Source organism: Hankyongella ginsenosidimutans (assembly GCF_005144965.1).
GTDB lineage: Bacteria > Pseudomonadota > Alphaproteobacteria > Sphingomonadales > Sphingomonadaceae > Hankyongella > Hankyongella ginsenosidimutans.
In genome coordinates this window covers 2,235,758-2,252,630 of record NZ_CP039704.1, presented here as the reverse complement: position 1 = coordinate 2,252,630, position 16,873 = coordinate 2,235,758, and the positions used below count along the sequence as shown (strand labels likewise).

Annotated in this window: 22 protein-coding genes and 7 pseudogenes; 3 read left to right on the top strand and 26 right to left on the bottom strand. The window is 63.7% G+C overall.

The window, feature by feature from the left end; all coding sequences use genetic code 11:
- Nucleotides 1-14 precede the first annotated feature (14 nt).
- The 7 genes and pseudogenes from E6W36_RS13300 to coxB form a co-directional block, all read right to left on the bottom strand.
- On the bottom strand, nt 15-389 hold the full coding sequence (locus E6W36_RS13300) for a DUF983 domain-containing protein (protein WP_222872899.1): 375 nt from the start codon (nt 387-389) through the stop codon (nt 15-17).
- Between the two features lie 3 nt (nt 390-392).
- A complete protein-coding gene (locus tag E6W36_RS13295; protein ID WP_222872898.1) occupies nt 393-1,271 on the bottom strand; it encodes a cytochrome c oxidase subunit 3 in 879 nt (292 codons plus the stop codon).
- 101 nt (nt 1,272-1,372) lie between these two features.
- A complete protein-coding gene (locus E6W36_RS13290) occupies nt 1,373-1,900 on the bottom strand; it encodes a cytochrome c oxidase assembly protein (protein WP_222872897.1) in 528 nt (175 codons plus the stop codon).
- A complete protein-coding gene (locus E6W36_RS20900; RefSeq protein WP_281277338.1) occupies nt 1,897-2,028 on the bottom strand; it encodes a hypothetical protein in 132 nt (43 codons plus the stop codon). Before E6W36_RS20900 ends, E6W36_RS13290 begins: the two co-directional genes overlap by 4 nt.
- Nucleotides 2,025-2,933, bottom strand: coding sequence for a heme o synthase (locus E6W36_RS13285; RefSeq protein ID WP_222872896.1), 909 nt, complete (start codon nt 2,931-2,933; stop codon nt 2,025-2,027). Before E6W36_RS13285 ends, E6W36_RS20900 begins: the two co-directional genes overlap by 4 nt.
- A 57-nt stretch (nt 2,934-2,990) precedes the next feature.
- Nucleotides 2,991-4,615, bottom strand: a pseudogene (gene ctaD, locus E6W36_RS13280) (cytochrome c oxidase subunit I).
- Nucleotides 4,616-4,639: 24 nt separating this feature from the next.
- Entirely contained in the window at nt 4,640-5,455 is an 816-nt protein-coding gene (gene coxB, locus E6W36_RS13275) for a cytochrome c oxidase subunit II (RefSeq protein ID WP_222872895.1), read from the bottom strand.
- A gap of 182 nt (nt 5,456-5,637) precedes the next feature.
- On the opposite strand from coxB, the gene E6W36_RS13270 reads away from it, so the two are divergent.
- Genes E6W36_RS13270 through E6W36_RS13260 form a run of 3 tightly spaced genes read left to right on the top strand, consistent with a single transcriptional unit; the run spans nt 5,638 to nt 7,055 of the window.
- Nucleotides 5,638-6,138, top strand: coding sequence for a (2Fe-2S)-binding protein (locus E6W36_RS13270; RefSeq protein ID WP_222874499.1), 501 nt, complete (start codon nt 5,638-5,640; stop codon nt 6,136-6,138).
- Nucleotides 6,139-6,186: 48 nt separating this feature from the next.
- A complete protein-coding gene (locus E6W36_RS13265) occupies nt 6,187-6,783 on the top strand; it encodes a hypothetical protein (protein ID WP_222872894.1) in 597 nt (198 codons plus the stop codon).
- The gene (locus E6W36_RS13260; protein WP_222872893.1) at nt 6,780-7,055 is read left to right on the top strand and encodes a hypothetical protein; all 276 of its coding nucleotides are present in this window, start codon (nt 6,780-6,782) and stop codon (nt 7,053-7,055) included. The genes E6W36_RS13265 and E6W36_RS13260 overlap by 4 nt, the downstream gene beginning before the upstream one ends.
- Before the next feature lie 53 nt (nt 7,056-7,108).
- Here E6W36_RS13260 and rplQ read toward each other — a convergent pair whose 3' ends face one another.
- The 19 genes and pseudogenes from rplQ to rplP all read right to left on the bottom strand — a co-directional run bounded on the left by rplQ (nt 7,109) and on the right by rplP (nt 16,872).
- Nucleotides 7,109-7,519, bottom strand: a complete 411-nt coding sequence (gene rplQ / locus E6W36_RS13255; protein ID WP_222872892.1) for a 50S ribosomal protein L17 — start codon at nt 7,517-7,519, stop codon at nt 7,109-7,111.
- A gap of 91 nt (nt 7,520-7,610) precedes the next feature.
- A complete protein-coding gene (locus tag E6W36_RS13250) occupies nt 7,611-8,630 on the bottom strand; it encodes a DNA-directed RNA polymerase subunit alpha (RefSeq protein WP_425459640.1) in 1,020 nt (339 codons plus the stop codon).
- An 83-nt stretch (nt 8,631-8,713) separates the two neighbouring features.
- Nucleotides 8,714-9,109, bottom strand: a complete 396-nt coding sequence (gene rpsK, locus E6W36_RS13245; RefSeq protein WP_222872891.1) for a 30S ribosomal protein S11 — start codon at nt 9,107-9,109, stop codon at nt 8,714-8,716.
- Between the two features lie 36 nt (nt 9,110-9,145).
- Nucleotides 9,146-9,511 carry a 30S ribosomal protein S13 gene (gene rpsM, locus E6W36_RS13240; RefSeq protein WP_222872890.1) on the bottom strand — a complete coding sequence of 122 codons (366 nt, stop codon included), beginning with the start codon at nt 9,509-9,511 and terminating at the stop codon, nt 9,146-9,148.
- A gap of 166 nt (nt 9,512-9,677) precedes the next feature.
- Nucleotides 9,678-10,343, bottom strand: coding sequence for an adenylate kinase (locus E6W36_RS13235; protein WP_222872889.1), 666 nt, complete (start codon nt 10,341-10,343; stop codon nt 9,678-9,680).
- Nucleotides 10,344-10,368: 25 nt separating this feature from the next.
- Nucleotides 10,369-11,700: pseudogene (gene secY / locus E6W36_RS13230) on the bottom strand (preprotein translocase subunit SecY); the annotation flags it as partial.
- Nucleotides 11,701-11,703: 3 nt separating this feature from the next.
- Nucleotides 11,704-12,186, bottom strand: coding sequence for a 50S ribosomal protein L15 (gene rplO, locus E6W36_RS13225; RefSeq protein WP_222872888.1), 483 nt, complete (start codon nt 12,184-12,186; stop codon nt 11,704-11,706).
- Between the two features lie 37 nt (nt 12,187-12,223).
- Nucleotides 12,224-12,415 (bottom strand): 50S ribosomal protein L30, encoded by a 192-nt coding sequence (rpmD, locus tag E6W36_RS13220; protein WP_222872887.1) that lies wholly within the window; start codon nt 12,413-12,415, stop codon nt 12,224-12,226.
- 8 nt (nt 12,416-12,423) lie between these two features.
- On the bottom strand, nt 12,424-13,026 hold the full coding sequence (rpsE, locus tag E6W36_RS13215) for a 30S ribosomal protein S5 (RefSeq protein ID WP_222872886.1): 603 nt from the start codon (nt 13,024-13,026) through the stop codon (nt 12,424-12,426).
- A gap of 5 nt (nt 13,027-13,031) precedes the next feature.
- A pseudogene (rplR, locus tag E6W36_RS13210) lies at nt 13,032-13,385 on the bottom strand (50S ribosomal protein L18); the annotation flags it as partial.
- Between the two features lie 12 nt (nt 13,386-13,397).
- Nucleotides 13,398-13,952 carry a 50S ribosomal protein L6 gene (gene rplF, locus E6W36_RS13205; RefSeq protein ID WP_222874497.1) on the bottom strand — a complete coding sequence of 185 codons (555 nt, stop codon included), beginning with the start codon at nt 13,950-13,952 and terminating at the stop codon, nt 13,398-13,400.
- Nucleotides 13,946-14,343: pseudogene (rpsH, locus tag E6W36_RS13200) on the bottom strand (30S ribosomal protein S8). Before rpsH ends, rplF begins: the two are co-directional and overlap by 7 nt.
- A gap of 15 nt (nt 14,344-14,358) precedes the next feature.
- Nucleotides 14,359-14,664 (bottom strand): 30S ribosomal protein S14, encoded by a 306-nt coding sequence (gene rpsN, locus E6W36_RS13195; protein WP_222872884.1) that lies wholly within the window; start codon nt 14,662-14,664, stop codon nt 14,359-14,361.
- A gap of 18 nt (nt 14,665-14,682) precedes the next feature.
- A pseudogene (gene rplE, locus E6W36_RS13190) lies at nt 14,683-15,272 on the bottom strand (50S ribosomal protein L5).
- Nucleotides 15,265-15,588, bottom strand: a complete 324-nt coding sequence (gene rplX / locus E6W36_RS13185) for a 50S ribosomal protein L24 (protein ID WP_222872883.1) — start codon at nt 15,586-15,588, stop codon at nt 15,265-15,267. Before rplX ends, rplE begins: the two are co-directional and overlap by 8 nt.
- Nucleotides 15,588-15,955: pseudogene (gene rplN / locus E6W36_RS13180) on the bottom strand (50S ribosomal protein L14). Before rplN ends, rplX begins: the two are co-directional and overlap by 1 nt.
- A complete protein-coding gene (gene rpsQ, locus E6W36_RS13175; protein ID WP_222872882.1) occupies nt 15,952-16,227 on the bottom strand; it encodes a 30S ribosomal protein S17 in 276 nt (91 codons plus the stop codon). Before rpsQ ends, rplN begins: the two are co-directional and overlap by 4 nt.
- 12 nt (nt 16,228-16,239) lie before the next feature.
- Nucleotides 16,240-16,443 carry a 50S ribosomal protein L29 gene (rpmC, locus tag E6W36_RS13170; protein WP_222874496.1) on the bottom strand — a complete coding sequence of 68 codons (204 nt, stop codon included), beginning with the start codon at nt 16,441-16,443 and terminating at the stop codon, nt 16,240-16,242.
- A gap of 4 nt (nt 16,444-16,447) precedes the next feature.
- Nucleotides 16,448-16,872 (bottom strand): annotated as a pseudogene (rplP, locus tag E6W36_RS13165) (50S ribosomal protein L16).
- Nucleotide 16,873 lies beyond the last annotated feature (1 nt).

The following is a 16,873-nucleotide window of genomic DNA, read 5'->3' as shown; positions in this document are numbered from 1 at the left end:
TCGGCAAAAGGCGCTTACGCATCATCCGTCAGGCGCCCTTCATGGGCCTGGTGGCGAACTTCCTGCGCCACCAGCACAGCCTTTGCGCAACGCAGGCTGATCAGCACCGCCCCGATCAAGAGCGGCGTCCAGAGCACAAGGTGCACCCAGAACGGCGGTGACACGGCGAATTCCAGCCACAGCGCGCCGCCGACAATCACAAAGCCCAGTATGAGGGTGAGGAACGCCGCCGGTCCGTCGCCGACGTTCAATGCCGCGAAGTCCAGCCCGCAGGAGGCGCACTGAGGGGCAAGCGCGGCGACGCCCTTGAACAGCCTGCCCTGGCCGCACCGCGGGCAGCGCCCGCCAAGTGCGAGCGCTATGGCATCTGGACGGGCGGCAGGCGTCACCCGCTAGTGGGCTTCAGCGCCGGCCGCCACATGATGCGGCGCGAAATAGTCCTGCGCGGCGGCGCCGAAGTCCGAACCCCAGATGTAGATGGCGATGAACAGAAACAGCCAGACCACATCGACGAAGTGCCAGTACCAGGCGGCTGCTTCGAACCCGAAATGCTGTTCCGGCTTGAAGTGGCCCTTGTAGGCCCGCACCAGGCAGACGATCAGGAAAATCGTCCCCACCAGCACGTGAAAGCCATGAAAGCCGGTCGCCATGAAGAAGGTCGCGCCGTAGATGTGGCCGCTGAACTTGAAAGCGGCATGGCTGTATTCATAGGCCTGCACGCAGGTGAACAGTGCACCCAGCGCCACCGTCAGCCACAGGCCTTGCTTCAGGCCTTCGCGATTATCTTCAAGCAGCGCATGGTGCGCCCAGGTGACGGTCGTCCCCGACAGCAGCAGGATCAGCGTGTTCAGCAGCGGCAGCACGAACGGATCGAACACCGCGATGTCTTTGGGCGGCCACTCCGCCCCGGTGACATCGGTAATGGCCTGATAGCCGTCCGGAAACAGCGCGAAAGCGAAATAAGCCCAGAACCAGGCGACGAAGAACATCACTTCGGAGGCGATGAACAGCAGCATGCCGTAGCGCAGGTGCAGCTGCACCACCGGCGTATGGTGGCCCTGGTGCGCCTCCTTGATGACATCGCCCCACCAGCCGGCGAAGGTCGCGAGAATACCGAGCAGGCCGATCGGGAACAGCCAGTGGCCGACCGGCATCTCATGCATCCAGAACACCGCGCCAAGTGCCATCACCAGCGCCGACATCGAGCCGACGAACGGCCACGGGCTGGGATTGACCAGGTGATAGTCATGATGTTTCGCGTGCGCGGCCATGGTGTGCCCTTCCGTCTTGCTCGTTAGCGGCTGACGACGGCGCTTGCGGCGCGCGGCGTCAGGCTGGCCTGTTGATTGCCTGTCTGCTTGGGTTTTCAACTTCAAAAAGTGTAGCTGAGCGTGATCTCGCTGATGCGGCGCGCCTGCTTGTCCTTGAGGATCGCCGGGTCGATGAAGAACACCACCGGCATGTCCACGGCCTGGCCGGGTTGCAGGGTCTGCTCCGTGAAGCAGAAGCACTGGATCTTGTTGAAATACTGCCCAGCGCTTTCCGGCGTCACGTTAAAGGTAGCCGTGCCGGTGATCGGGCGATCCGTGTTGTTGGTCGCTGTATAGGAGACCAGGGTCTGCTCGCCGATGCGCGGGCTGACCGTGGTCAACACCGGTTTGAACGTCCAGCCGAGGCCGGGGGCGACATTGGCGTCGAAGCGCACGCCGATGCGCTGAGCAAGCGGCGCAGACGCGGGCGCCAGTGCACGCTGCGTGGTGCCACCGAAGCCCGTCACCTGGCAGAACAGGCGGTAGAGCGGCACGGCGGCATAGGCCATGCCCACCATGGCCACGGCGATGCTGGCAGCGGCTGCGGCCACGACGCGGTTTGCACTGCGTCCTTCTACAATGGCGGTCATCTTGCCCCTATCCGGACGATGGTGAGGACATAGAACAGGGTGACCAGCGCCAGCAGCACGCCGCCGATTGCATAGTTGCGGCCGCGCCGCCGGGCCTCGGCCTGGTCTGCGGGTGGACGCTCGGTCATGCCAGCACCAGCCTGTCCGCAACGATCGCGGCGAACAGCAGGAACAGGTAGAGGATCGAGAAGGCAAACAGCCGCTTGGCGTCCGAAATCTGGCCGGTGCGGCGCAGCTTGAGCGCACCGGCGATGAACACGCCGCCCAGGACCGTAGCCGTCGCGGCATAGAGCACGCCCAGTTCGCCAAGCGCGACCGGCGCAAGGGTCGCGGCCACCATCAGCAGCGTGTAGCTCCAAATCTGCCGCCGCGTAGCCTGTTCGCCGGCCACGACAGGCAGCATGGGAATACCGGCACGCGCATAGTCGCTGCACGCGTAAAGCGACAGCGACCAGAAGTGCGGCGGAGTCCACAGGAAGATGATCGCGAACATCAGTGCGGCCAGCGGATCGATGGAGCCAGTCACCGCCACCCAGCCGATCACCGGCGGAAACGCGCCGGCCGCGCCGCCGATCACAATGTTCTGCGGTGTGCGGCGCTTCAGCCACATGGTATAGACCACAACGTAGAACAGGATGGAGGCCAGCAGCACGGCCGCCGCCAGCCAGTTCACCGCCAGGCCCATGATCAGAACCGCCCCGCCGGCAAGCGTCACTGCGAAGGCTGCCGCGTCGTCCGGATTCATGCGCCCGGCCGGTATGGGCCGACCGGCGGTGCGCCTCATCAGCGCATCGACATCGCTTTCATACCACATGTTGAGCGCCCCGGCGGCGCCGGCCCCGACGGCGATGCACAGTATCGCGGTAAAGGCGATCATCGGGTGGATCGACCCCGGTGCGGCCAGCAGCCCACACAGACCGGTGAACACAACCAGGGTCATGACCCGTGGCTTCAGCAGCGCGACAAAATCCTGCCAGCGGGCCGACCAGGCCACCGCCATGTCCGTCTCGGCCTGGCTACTCAGGTGCGACATCGAAGTCCTGCCTTACAAAGCGTGCGGGCCGCCACCGGGACGGCCCGCGGGTCCTGCTTACTTGATCTTCGGCAGCTCGTTGAACTGGTGGAACGGTGGCGGGGACGGCAGGGTCCACTCCAGCGTCGTAGCGCCTTCGCCCCACGGGTTGGCGGCCGCCTTCTTGCCGAAGAAGAAGATGTAGACCAGCTGCACCAGGAACACGAGCACGCCAAGCGCCACGACCCGGTAGCCCCACGAAGAGACCAGGTTCCAATGCGCGAATGCGTCCGGATAGTCGGGAATCCGGCGCGGCATGCCATTCAGCCCGAGGAAGTGCTGCGGGAAGAAGATCAGGTTCGCGCCGATGAAGAACAGCCAGAACTGCAGCACGCCGAGCCCTTCGTGGTACTGTTTGCCCGACATCTTGCCGATCCAGTAGAAGAAGCCGGCGAACAGCGCGAACACGGCACCCAGCGACAACACATAGTGGAAGTGCGCCACCACGTAATAGGAGTCATGCAGCGCCGCATCGATCCCGGCGTTCGAGAGTACAACCCCGGTCACGCCACCCAGCGTGAACAGGAAGATAAAGCCGATCGACCAGAGCATTGGTGTCTTGAAATCGATCGAGCCACCCCACATGGTCGCAATCCAGCTGAAAATCTTGATGCCGGTCGGCACCGCAATGATCATGGTGGCGGCGGTGAAGTAGGCTTTGGTGTCGACGCTGAGGCCAGCCGTGTACATGTGGTGCGCCCATACGACAAAGCCGACGACGCCGATCGAGACCATGGCGTAGGCCATGCCGAGATAGCCGAACACCGGGCGGCGGCTGAAGGTTGAAACGATGTGGCTGATAATGCCGAACGCCGGCAGGATCAGGATGTACACTTCCGGGTGCCCGAAGAACCAGAACAGGTGCTGGTACAGGATCGGGTCACCGCCGCCTGCCGGATCGAAGAAGGTCGTGCCGAAGTTGCGATCGGTCAGCAGCATGGTGATCGCACCCGCGAGCACCGGCAGCGACAGCAGCAGCAGGAAGGCAGTGACCAGTACCGACCACACGAACAGCGGCATCTTGTGCAGGGTCATACCCGGCCCGCATGTTCAGGATGGTGGTGATGAAGTTGATGGCGCCCAGAATCGAGGAGGCACCGGCCAGGTGCATGGACAGGATCGCCATGTCCATGGCAGGCCCCGGCTGGCCGCTGGTCGACAGTGGCGCATAGAGCGTCCAGCCGCCGCCGACACCGTTATAGCCGGCCGGCCCTTCGACGAACATCGACAAAAGCAGTAACGTGAAGGATGGAATAAGAAGCCAGAAGCTGATGTTGTTCATGCGCGGGAACGCCATGTCCGGCGCGCCGATCATGATCGGCACGAACCAGTTGCCGAAGCCGCCGATCATCGCCGGCATCACCATGAAGAAGATCATGATCAGACCGTGCGCGGTGATGAACACGTTCCAGAGGTGATAGGCACCGTCGAGGCCGCCGGCCATGCCGGGCAGGATCTGCATGCCGGGCTGCATCAGCTCTTCCCGCATGATCCCGGAGATGCCGCCGCCGATCAGGCCGGCGATGACCGCGAAAATCAGGTAAAGCGTGCCGATGTCCTTGTGGTTCGTCGAGAAGAACCAGCGGGTGAAGAAGCCGGGCTTCGTCGTGCGCATCGCCGTGGGCGTCCGCTGCGTAGGCCATGGTCTGTGACTCCGTAACGTGATCTTATTGCGTGACGCGCAAGGCGCCGGCGTCGGCGTACTGGTTCGCGCTCGGCGTCGCGGCGAACTTCGCCTTCGCCTGCGACAGCCAGTCGGCATATTTGTCGGCCGGAAGGACTTCCATGGCGATCGGCATGAAGCCATGGCGCACGCCACACAGTTCCGAGCACTGGCCGTAATACAGGCCCGGCTTGTCCGGAGCCTGGAATTGCAGTTGGTTCAGGCGACCCGGCACTGCGTCCATCTTCGCCTTCAGCGACGGCATCGCCCAGGAGTGGATGACGTCCGCGGCGGTGATGATGAGCTTCACGCGCTTGCCTGCCGGCACGACCATATTGTTGTCGACACCAAGCAGGCGCGGCGCACCCGCCTTGGCCGCCTCGTCGTCGGTGAGCATCACCGAGTCGAACGAGAGGTCGTTCGAATCCGGATACTCGTAGGACCAGTACCACTGGTGTCCCGTCACCTTGATGGTCACGTCGACCGGCTTGTCCTCATATTGGGCGTACAGCAGCCGGAACGACGGAATGGCGATCACCACGAGAATCAGCACCGGCACCCCGGTCCAGACCACTTCCAGCAGCGTGTTGTGCGAAATCTTCGAGGGCGTCGGGTTCGCAGCGCGACGATAGCGCACAACGATCCACAACAGCAGGCCGAGCACCAGCAGCGTGATGACGGTGATAATCGGCATAAGGATGTCATTGTGGAAGGCGGCCGCCTGGTGGGCAAGCGCATTGGCGGCGGGCTGCAGGCCAATTGCCCCAGGCGTTGGCTGCCCCACCAGCGCGCCGGCGTCTTCCGCAAAAGCAGGCCCCATTGCGGCGAGCAGGCTGCCCCGGCCAGGGTCAAGCGGTGAATAAGTCTCATCATCTGCTTGGTCTCGGTGCTTGTTTGTCGTTGATATCGATCAAGTTGCGCCGTTATAGGCGGCTCATCCGGTCGCAGCAAGCGGCCAGCTTGCCGCAGCGGTACAATTTGAAAGGGCTGATCGAAGGTTCGATGACCAAGCTGCTTCTCAATGGCCAGCCCGTGGATTTCCTGCTCGATCCGCAGACGCCCCTGCTGTGGGCGCTGCGCGACACGGCAAACCTGACCGGAACCAAATACGGCTGTGGCAAAGGCTATTGCGGCGCCTGCACGGTCATGGTGGACAAGGTCGCGGTGCGGTCCTGCCAGGTGCCGCTCGAGACTGTGGAAGGTGCAGAAGTCGTCACCATAGAGGGCTTGGCGTCGGACGCGGGCCACCCGGTCCAGCGCGCCTGGCTGCACCTTCAGGTTCCCCAATGCGGCTACTGTATGCCGGGCATGATCATGGCGGCGGCGGCGCTGCTGGAGGATCGACCGGAGCCGACGGATGCCGACATCGAGGAACACATGACCAACCTGTGCCGCTGCGGCGCATATCCGCGTGTCCGGCATGCCGTGCTGCTGGCCGCCGAGCTGAAAGCCAGGAGCAGCCAGGGAACGAGCGAAATCCCCGCGGCCGACACGGAAAATTAATCGTGCGCAGCGGAAACGCGTGTGGAACAAATTTCGCAACGCGCTAAAATGCAGCAGCGCCGCCGTGCGCCTCGCTCTTATAATAGTGCGGTTATGGACTCAGAGCTTACGATGAAAGCGGCTTCGCCCGATCAGCTCCTCCGGTCGCCGATTATGGACCGCCTGCTCACGGCGATTTCCACCGGGCTGGCGTTGACCGCCCTGCTCGCCTCTGCCCTGTTTACGCTGTTTTACGGACACAAGCTCTCGAAGCCCAACTTCATCGGCGGTCTTATCTGGCTCCAGACCATCCTCGTGCTGTTCTGGGGCGTGCTGATGTTGCGCTACCGGCGCCTGCCGGAAGAAGACTCGCTGAACAGCATCCTGGTGCGGCGCGGCGGCACCATGGTGACCGGTGCCTATGCGGGCGTGTCGATCCTGTGGATGGCCTTCGCACTCAGCCAGCCTTCCCATACCATGATTTTCAATGTCCACTGGACGTCGCAACTGGCGCTGATGACGCTGTACGGCTTCGTCATGGGGCTGCGGTTCCTGCGCTTCCCGATGCCGGAAAGTCAGCGCGGTTCCGGCCCCGCGGCGATTGCGATGCGGCGGCGTGACGAAATGCTGCAGAATCTGGACAACATCCGGCAATCGGGTGGATGAACGGCTTCGCTCAGGGCTCCACGGGCGCGCGGCTGCGGATCGCCCTTGGCTGGTGGCGCGAGGAACTGGCGGTCGGGCTGCAACTGAGCCACCTGCTGATGGCGGACCAGCGCGTGCATTTCGTGTTCGACGAATGCCGGCGCGAGACCGACTATCTCGCCGGGCTGGCCGACCGGGGCGAACAGGGCGAGCGTACCCTGCTGGATGCGGAGCGGCGCGTGCTCTCGGCGCTCGATCATCTGGTCAAGCTGATCCCGCAGTTGCCATCCTGATACGAAAAGGCCGGCGCAGCGGCCGGCCTTCCCAGAATGATTATGCAGACAGCTTACGCTTCGTCGGTACTTGCAACCGGGCCGGAGTCCTGGCCCTTGGCGGAAACGTCGCGGTCGACGAACTCGATGATGCCCATCGGTGCCGCATCGGAGGCGCGAAAGCCCATCTTGAGCACGCGGGTGTAGCCACCGCTGCGCGCTGCGTAACGCGGGCCGATGACTGCGAACAGCTTCTCGACCTGATCCAGATCGCCAATACGGGCGATCGCGAGACGCCGGTTGGCCAGCCCACCGTGCTTGGCGAGCGTCACCAGCTTCTCGACGTAAGGACGCAGTTCCTTCGCCTTCGGCAGGGTGGTCTTGATCTGCTCATGCTTGATGAGGGCTGCCGCCATGTTGCGGAACAAAGCAGTGCGGTGTGCGGTGGTGCGGCTGAGTTTGCGGCCGGCGACGCCATGTCTCATGGTTCACTCCTGTTCGTTCAGGGGCCGTATCAGGTACCCCGGACCAGGCCCGGCAGGCAACGAGCCGAAAATTTAAGCCTGCAGACCGGGTTTAGAACTCCTGTTCGAGCTTCTTCGCCAGGTCTTCGATGTTCTCGGGCGGCCAGCCGGGAATTTCCATCCCCAGGCGCAGGCCCATGGATTGCAGCACTTCCTTGATTTCGTTCAGCGACTTGCGGCCGAAGTTCGGCGTGCGCAGCATCTCGGCCTCGGTCTTCTGGACCAGATCGCCGATGTAGATGATGTTGTCGTTCTTCAGGCAGTTGGCCGAACGGACCGACAGCTCCAGCTCGTCGACCTTCTTCAGCAGGTAGCGATTGAGCGACGGGGTCTCTTCTTCGACGGTTGCCACATGGATCTGCGGCTCTTCGAAGTTGATGAAGAGCTGCAGCTGGTCCTGCAGGATGCGCGCCGAGAATGCCACCGCCTCTTCCGGGCTGATGGTGCCGTCGGTTTCCACCGTAAGGGTCAGCTTGTCGTAGTCGAGCTCCTGGCCCACGCGGGTCGGCTCGACCTTGTAGGCGACCTGACGCACCGGCGAATACAGGGCATCGATCGGGATCAGACCGATCGGGGCATCGGCCGGGCGGTTGGCGGCGGCGGGCACATAGCCCTTGCCGGTGTCGACCGTCAGTTCGAGGTTGAAGGTCGCGCCTTCGTCCAGCGTGCAGATGACCAGATCGGGATTGCGGATTTCGATGTTCGCAACCGAGGTGATCTGGCCGGCGCGGACTTCGCCGGGGCCGGTCGCCGTCAGTTGCAGGCGCTTCGGCCCTTCGGCGGTCATCTGGATCGCCAGGTGCTTGATGTTGAGCACGATGTCGGTCACGTCCTCGCGCACACCCGGTACCGACGAGAATTCATGCAGAACCCCGTCGATCTTGATGGCGGTGACGGCCGCACCCTGCAGCGAGGACAGCAAAACCCGGCGCAGCGAATTACCCAGCGTCATGCCGAAACCGCGTTCGAGCGGCTCGGCGACGAAAGTCGCCTTGCGGCCGCCGCGGTCGGCGTCCTTGATCTCGAGGCTGGAGGGCTTCTTCAGTTCTTGCCAGTTCTTCGCAATCAGCATCAGTGCATGACCTTCGCAATTAGCGACCGGCCATGGTGGCCGGTCGGTCTACCGGAGACAGAGAAACCGCGCAGCGGCGCGGCTCAGACGCGACGGCGCTTGGGCGGGCGACAGCCGTTGTGCGGGATCGGGGTCACGTCCCGGATGGACGTGATGGTGAACCCGACAGCCTGCAGGGCGCGCAGCGCGGACTCACGGCCGGAACCCGGGCCGCGCACTTCCACTTCCAGAGTGCGCACGCCATGCTCCTGCGCCTTGCGGCCAGCGTCTTCCGCAGCCATCTGCGCGGCGTACGGGGTCGACTTGCGCGACCCCTTGAAGCCCATCTGACCAGCCGAAGACCAGGAGATCGCATTGCCCTGGGCGTCGGTGATCGTGATCATGGTGTTGTTGAACGACGCATTCACGTGGGCGACGCCGTTCGTGATGTTCTTGCGCTCGCGCCGCTTGACGCGGCCTTGGGTTGTATCGCGTGCCATATGCTGGTTCCTTGTTCCGTCGCCGGCCTGTCGAGCTTACTTCTTCTTGCCGGCGATCGGCTTGGCCTTGCCCTTGCGGGTACGGGCGTTGGTGTGGGTGCGCTGGCCGCGCACCGGCAGCCTGCGGTGACGCAGGCCGCGATAGCAGGCCAGATCCATAAGGCGCTTGATGTTCATGGCGACCTGGCGACGCAGATCGCCTTCCACCGTGTAATTGGCATCGATGATTTCGCGCAGTTGCACGATTTCGCTGTCCGTCAGTTCATGGACGCGGCGCTCGCGCGGGAAGCCCATCTTGGCGCAGATTTCCCGGGCCGTCCGCGGGCCAACGCCATGAATATAGGTCAACGCGATCTCGACGCGCTTTGCTGTCGGAATATTGACGCCTGCAATCCGTGCCACCGGCCGGTCTCCTTAAAATCCGTATCTTGCCTTGCGTGCCACCATCGGAGCGGACCAGGCCGCCAGACGATGGGATAGCACGGGGTACCCCAACAAACCGATTCGGAAAGCGCCGCACTATATTGTGCAACGCCCTCCAGTCAATTCCAAAAGCCACCGCCGCGTATTATTCCGCGTCGGCGACGCTCTCATCCAGTATAGCGACGATCTGGCAGTAAACCGCATCGATATCCGCCATGCCGTCCACCGAGTGCAGCATGCTGCGCTGGCCGTAATAGTCGGCGATCGGCGCGGTCTTGGCGTGATATTCCGCCAGGCGCGCGCGCACGGTTTCTACATTGTCGTCCGGGCGGCGCTTAAACGTCGCACCGCCACAGGCATCGCACACGCCGTCCTGTTTCGGCAACTTGTAGCGATCGTGGTAGCCTTCGCCACAGGTCGCGCACGAGAATCGACCGGTGATCCGATCAACCAGTGCCTCTTCATCGACGGTCAGCGCGATGACCGCGCTCAGCCGCAGGCCCTTGTCGGCGAGCAGCCGGTCGAGCGCTTCCGCCTGCGCGGTCGTGCGCGGAAATCCGTCGAAGATCGCGCCCTTGGCGAGGTCCGGCTGATCGAGGCGGTCGGAGATGATGCCGATCACCACATCGTCCGGCACCAGTTGCCCGGCGTCCATGATCGCCTTCGCGCGCTGCCCGACCGGCGTGCCAGCGGCGACGGCGGCACGCAGCATGTCACCGGTCGACAGCTGCACCATGCCGCGCTCCGCGACCAGGCGCTGCGCCTGCGTGCCCTTCCCTGCGCCCGGCGGTCCGAGCAGAATGATGTTCATCGGCGACCTCCTCCCCAGCCGGGCCGCCGCGCAGTCGGGAGCGCTTCAGCAGCCCCTCATATTGATGCGCCAGCAGGTGGCCCTGAATTTGCGCGACCGTATCCATGGTCACGTTGACGACAATCAGCAGACTGGTGCCGCCGAACAGGAAGCCGACGCCCAGGCTGGCGATAATCCACTCTGGCACCAGACAGATCGCCGCGAGGTAGAGCGCGCCGATCAGCGTGATGCGGTCGAGCACATATTCCAGATACTCCGCCGTCTTCTGGCCCGGGCGAATGCCGGGAATGAAGCCGCCGTAGCGCTTCAGGTTATCCGCAGTCTCGACCGGATCGAACACGATACCGGTGTAGAGGAAGCAGAAGAAGATGATGCCCGCGCCGTACAGCGCCATGTACAGCGGCTGACCGTGGCCGAGCATGGAAATGGCGGACCCCAGCCACTCCGGGCCGGACGAGCCGGCGAACTGCGCGATCGTCAACGGCATCAGCAGGATCGAGGAGGCGAAAATCGGCGGAATGACGCCCGCCGTATTCAGCTTCAGCGGCAGGTGCGAACTGTCGCCCTGGCTCATGCGGTTGCCGACCTGGCGCTTGGGGTACTGAATGAGCACGCGGCGTTGCGCGCGCTCCATGAAGACGATGCCCGCGATCACGGCCAGCACGCCGACCAGAATGGCGATAATCGTGAAGCCGGAGATCGCACCCTGCCGGCCCAGTTCGAACATCTGCGTGAGCGCGCCTGGCAGCGCAGCGACGATGCCGGCCATGATGATGAGCGAGATGCCGTTGCCGATGCCGCGGCTGGTGATCTGCTCGCCCAGCCACATCAGGAACAGCGTGCCGCCAAGCAGGGTGATGACCGTGGTGAACTGGAAGAACAGCCCCGGCTGGATCACTGCGCTGACACCATCGGACGCGCCCCAGTTTTCAAGACCGCGGGCGATCGAATAGGCCTGCACGACCGTGAGAAACACCGTGCCGATACGGGTGAACTGGTTCAGTTTCTTGCGACCGCTCTCGCCTTCCTTTTCAGCGCGCCAAGCGTCGGTGAAATCGAGGTGAGCAGTTGCACGACGATCGACGCCGTGATGTACGGCATGATGTTGAGCGCGACGATCGACATGCGCTCAAGGCCCCGCCCGAGAACAGGTTGACCATGCCGAGAATGCCGCCCGACGAGCGGTCGAACAGGGTCTTCAGCGCCAAGGGATCGATGCCCGGCATTGGCACGAAGGTGCACAGCCGGAAAACAATCAGCGCACCCAGGGTAAACCAGATGCGCTGCTTGAGTTCGGTCGCCTTGGAGAAGCGCCGAAATTGATGTTCTGGGCGAGCTGTTCGGCTGCGGACGCCATGCGCTATTCGTTCGTTTGAGTGGCGGGTGCGCCCACAATCTCGATCTTGCCGCCGGCCTTTTCAACCGCCTCGACCGCGGTTTTCGACGCGCCTTCGACTTTCAGCGTCAAAGCGACCGAGAGCGTACCCTTGGCGAGCACGCGCACGCCATCGCGGGCACGGGCGGCCAGGCCAAGCGCCTGAAGCTGCGCGCTGTCCAGCGTATCGCCGGCCTTTACCTTGCCGGCATCGACCGCCTTCTGCAGGCGACCGAGGTTCACATGGCTCATGTCGCGGGCGAAGATGTTGTTGAAGCCGCGCTTCGGCATCCGGCGGTGCAGCGGCACCTGGCCACCTTCGAAGCCCTTGATGGCGACGCCCGAGCGGGATTTCTGGCCCTTCTGACCACGACCCGCGGTCTTGCCGAGCCCGGAACCGATGCCCCGGCCGACGCGAACGCGGCGAACGCGTGCGCCTTCATTGTCGGTGAGTTCATTGAGCTTCATGGCTGTGTCCTCGTTGCTGCGCGCGGCGCAGAAAAATTCAGGCTTCTTCGTCGATGCGCACCATGTGCGCGACCTTGCGCACCATGCCGCGGACCGAAGGCGTATCCTCCAGTTCCACACTACGGTGCATCTTGTTCAGGCCCAAGCCGACCAACGTCGCACGCTGGTCCTTGGTCCGGCGGATCGGCGACCCGATCTGGGTCAGCTTGATCTTCTTGGTCTCAGCCATGGTTCGTCCTACTCGGTAATGGCTTCGGCTTCGATGACCGCGACCTGACGGGTCAGATCACCGCGACGCGCCAGCAGATCGGCGACTTTCTTGCCGCGACGCGCAGCAACCGCCTTCGGGCTGGCCTGGCGCTGCAGCGCATCGAGCGTTGCCCGCACCATGTTGTACGGATTGTTGGTGCCCATCGACTTGGTCACCACATCCTGCAGGCCAAGGCTTTCGAACACGGCGCGCATCGGACCACCGGCGATCACCCCGGTCCCTTGCGGGGCCGAGCGCAGGAACACCCGACCGGCGCCGAAGTGACCGTGCACGTCATGGTGCAGGGTACGGCCTTCACGCAGCGGCACGCGGATCATGGCTTTCTTGGCCGAGGCGGTCGCCTTCGAGATGGCTTCCGGCACTTCGCGGGCCTTGCCGTGGCCGAAGCCGACCCGGCCCTTGCCGTCACCGACCACGACGAGCGCAGCAAAGCCGAAGCGCTTGCCGCCCTTCACGGTCTTCGAGACGCGGTTGATGTGCACCAGCTTCTCGATCAGTTCCGGTTCTGCATTGTCGCGGTCGCGGTCGTTACGACGACCTTCGCGCGGTTCACGGGGTTCGCGTGCCATCGATTAAAACTCAATCCGCCTTCGCGCGCGCCGTCCGCCAGCGCCTTCACGCGACCGTGAAACAGAAAGCCACCGCGGTCGAACACGACCTTGGTGACGCCGGCCGCCTGGGCGCGTTCCGCGACCAGCTTGCCGACTTCGGTTGCCGCATCGGCGGTCGCACCGGACTTGCCGCGCAGCGCCTCTTCCAGGGTCGAGGCCGCTGCAACCGTGTGGCCGGCTGCATCGTCAATGACCTGTGCGTAGATGTGCCGCGAGGTCCGGTGAATGGAAAGCCGCGGACGGCCGCCGGAATTCGCGCGCAGCGCCGTGCGCACCCGCTGGCGGCGCCGCTCGAAAAGCGAAAGAATCTTGCCCATCGTCGCCAGTCCTTACTTCTTCTTGCCTTCCTTGCGGAAGATGAACTCGCCGCGATAGCGCACACCCTTGCCCTTGTAGGGTTCGGGCTTGCGCCACCGGCGGATTTCCGCCGCGACCTGACCAACGAGCTGGCGGTCGATGCCACTGATCTCGATCGTCGTCTGGTCCGGGCACTTGACCTGGATGCCATCCGGGATCGCATATTCGATATCGTGGCTGTAGCCGAGCTGGAGCTTCAGCATGCTGCCCTGAACCGAGGCGCGATAGCCGACCCCGGTCATTTCCAGCACCTTCTGGAAGCCGCCAGACACACCTTGGACCAGATTGGAGACCAGCGTGCGCTGCATGCCCCAGAACTGGCGGCAGCGCTTGTCTTCGCTGTCGCGCGGCTGGACCAGGACCGAGCCATTCTCCAGGGTCGCGACCACTTCGTCCGCGATGCGCATGGAGAGCTGGCCCTTCGGTCCCTTGACCGAGAGCTGGGTGCCGGTGAGCTCGGCTGTGACGCCAGCCGGCACCGGAACGGGTTTTACCGATACGTGACACGGGGACGTCTCCGTTAGAATACTTCGCAGAGCACTTCGCCGCCGACGTTCTGCTCGCGCGCCTCGGCGTCCGAGAGCACGCCGCGTGGCGTCGATACGATCGTGATGCCTAAACCATTGCGGACGCGCGGCAGCTCGCCGACGCCGGAATAGACGCGCAGGCCGGGCTTCGAGACGCGGCGGATGTGCTGGATCGCCGGGCCGCCTTCGAAGTACTTCAGCTCGATGCGCAGTTCCTGATGCCGGCGCGTTGCTCGATTTCCGAGTAGCCGCGGATGAAGCCTTCGCGCTGCAACACGTCAAGCACGCGGGCGCGGATTTTCGACGCCGGCGAGGTCACCATGTCGATGCGCGCGCGCTGGCCGTTACGGATGCGGGTCAGCATATCGCCGAGAGGATCGGTCAAAGCCATGTGTGTCGCCCTCCCTTACCAGCTCGACTTAACAAGGCCCGGAATCAGGCCCTTGTTGCCAAGTTCGCGCAGCGAGACGCGCGACATCTTGAACTTGCGATAGAAAGCACGCGGACGCCCGGTCACTTCGCAGCGGTTGCGAACCCGGGTCGGGTTGCCGTTGCGCGGCAGCTCCGCCATTTTCAGGCGCGCCACCAGGCGCTCGTTTTCGTCCAGCGACTCGTCATTCGCGATCGCCTTCAGGCGCGCAATCTTGGTGGCGGTCTTCTTCGCCAGCTTCTTGCGGCGCTCGTTCTTGTTGATCGAACTCAGCTTGGCCATATTGGTCCTTCCCGGTGGTTAGGCCGCTTGCTTGGCTGAATCCTGGGTCTGACCCCAGAACGGCATGTTAAAGCCTTTCAGCAAAGCGCGCGCCTCCTCGTCGGTGCGTGCGGTGGTGCAGATGATGATGTCCATGCCCCGGATCTTCTCGATCTTGTCGTAATTGATTTCCGGGAACACGATCTGTTCCTTGAGACCCAGCGCATAGTTGCCGCGGCCGTCGAACGACTTCGGGTTCACGCCCCGGAAGTCGCGCACGCGCGGCAGCGCGATGGTGATCAAGCGATCGAGAAATTCGTACATGTGCGCCTTGCGCAGGGTCACCTGCAGCCGATCGCCATGCCTTCGCGCAGCTTGAACTGGGCGATCGACTTCTTGGCGCGGCAGATGATCGGCTTCTGACCGGCGATCAGCGCCATTTCCGCAGCGGCCTGCTCGACGCGCTTGCGATCCTGGGTTGCCTCGCCAACGCCCATGTTGATGACGATCTTCGTCAGCTTCGGCACTTCCATGACGTTCTTGTAGCCGAACTCCTCGACGAGCGCCGGGCGGACCTTGGTGTCGTAGAGCGTCTTGAAGCGCGGAGTTTGCAGTTCGATGTCAGCCATTGACCACCTCACCGGAACGCTTGGCCACACGGACCTTGGTTCCATTTTCCTGAACCTTGAAGCCGACGCGGGACGGCTTGCCGGTCTTCGGGTCTTCCAGTGCGACCTTGCACGCGAAGATCGGTGCCTCGGAGCGCTCGATACCGCCCTGCGGGTTGACCTGGCTCGCCTTGCGGTGACGCGCGACAACGTTCACGCCTTCCACCACGACCTTGCCATCCTTGGGCAGGCTCTTCAGCACCGTGCCGTGCTTGCCTTTGTCCTTGCCGGACAGGACGACGACGCGGTCGCCCTTCTTGATTTTCGCCGCGGACATTACAGCACCTCCGGGGCCAGCGAGATGATCTTCATGTGGTTCTTGGCGCGCAGTTCGCGCACGACCGGACCGAAGATACGGGTGCCGATCGGCTCCATGTTCTTGTTGATCAGAACAGCCGCATTGCGGTCGAAGCGGATCACCGAACCGTCAGCGCGACGCACGTCCTGGCGGTGCGCACGATGACGGCGCGGTGCACGTCACCCTTCTTCACCCGGCCGCGCGGGCTGGCTTCCTTGACCGATACCACGATCACGTCGCCAACGCCGGCCGTACGGCGCTTGGAGCCGCCGAGCACCTTGATACACATCACGCGCTTGGCACCCGAGTTGTCGGCCACATCCAGGTTGGACTGCATCTGGATCATTGGGCAGCTCCTTCAACGACGGATGCCTCAACCACGCCGGACACCTTGTCGAGCACGCGCCAGGTCTTCAGCTTGGAGATCGGCCGGCACTCTTCGATGCGCACGATGTCGCCCGCGCGGATCGCGTTTTCCTCGTCATGCGCGTGGTACTTCTTCGAGCGGCGGATGATCTTGCCGTACAGCGGGTGACGCACGCGACGCTCGACGAGCACCACGACGGTCTTGTTCCCTTTGTCGGACACCACGGTGCCTTGCAGTATGCGCTTTGGCATGTCGTCTATCCTTTACGCGCTGGCGGATGCGCGACGGCGCGCATTCTGCAACGTCATGATGCGGGCGATCGTGCGGCGCACGGCGCGCGCGCGCGTCGGGCTCTGCAACTGGCCGGTCGCCGACTGGAAGCGCAGGTTGAACTGCTCCTTCTTCAGAGACAGCAGCTCGTCGGCCAGCTGATCATCGGTCTTGTGCTGGAGTTCTGCGTAATCCATCACCTTAGTCCTCCAGGTTTTCGCCCAGACGGGCGACGAACTTGGTGCGGATCGGCAGCTTGGCGGCCGCACGCTCGAAAGCACCGCGGGCGATATCGGCAGGCACGCCGTCCAGTTCAAAAGAATCCGGCCCGGGTGGACGCGGGCGACCCAGAATTCGGGCGAGCCCTTGCCGGAACCCATGCGGACTTCCGCCGGCTTGCTGGAGACCGGCAGGTCCGGGAAGATACGGATCCACAGACGACCAGCGCGCTTGATGTGACGCGAGATGGCGCGGCGCGCCGCCTCGATCTGGCGTGCAGTCACCCGCTCCGGCTCCAGGGCCTTGAGGCCGAAGGCACCGTGGTTCAGCGTGAAGCCACCCTTGGCGTTGCCGTGGATGCGGCCCTTGAAGGCCTTGCGGAATTTCGTTCGTTTCGGTTGCAGCATT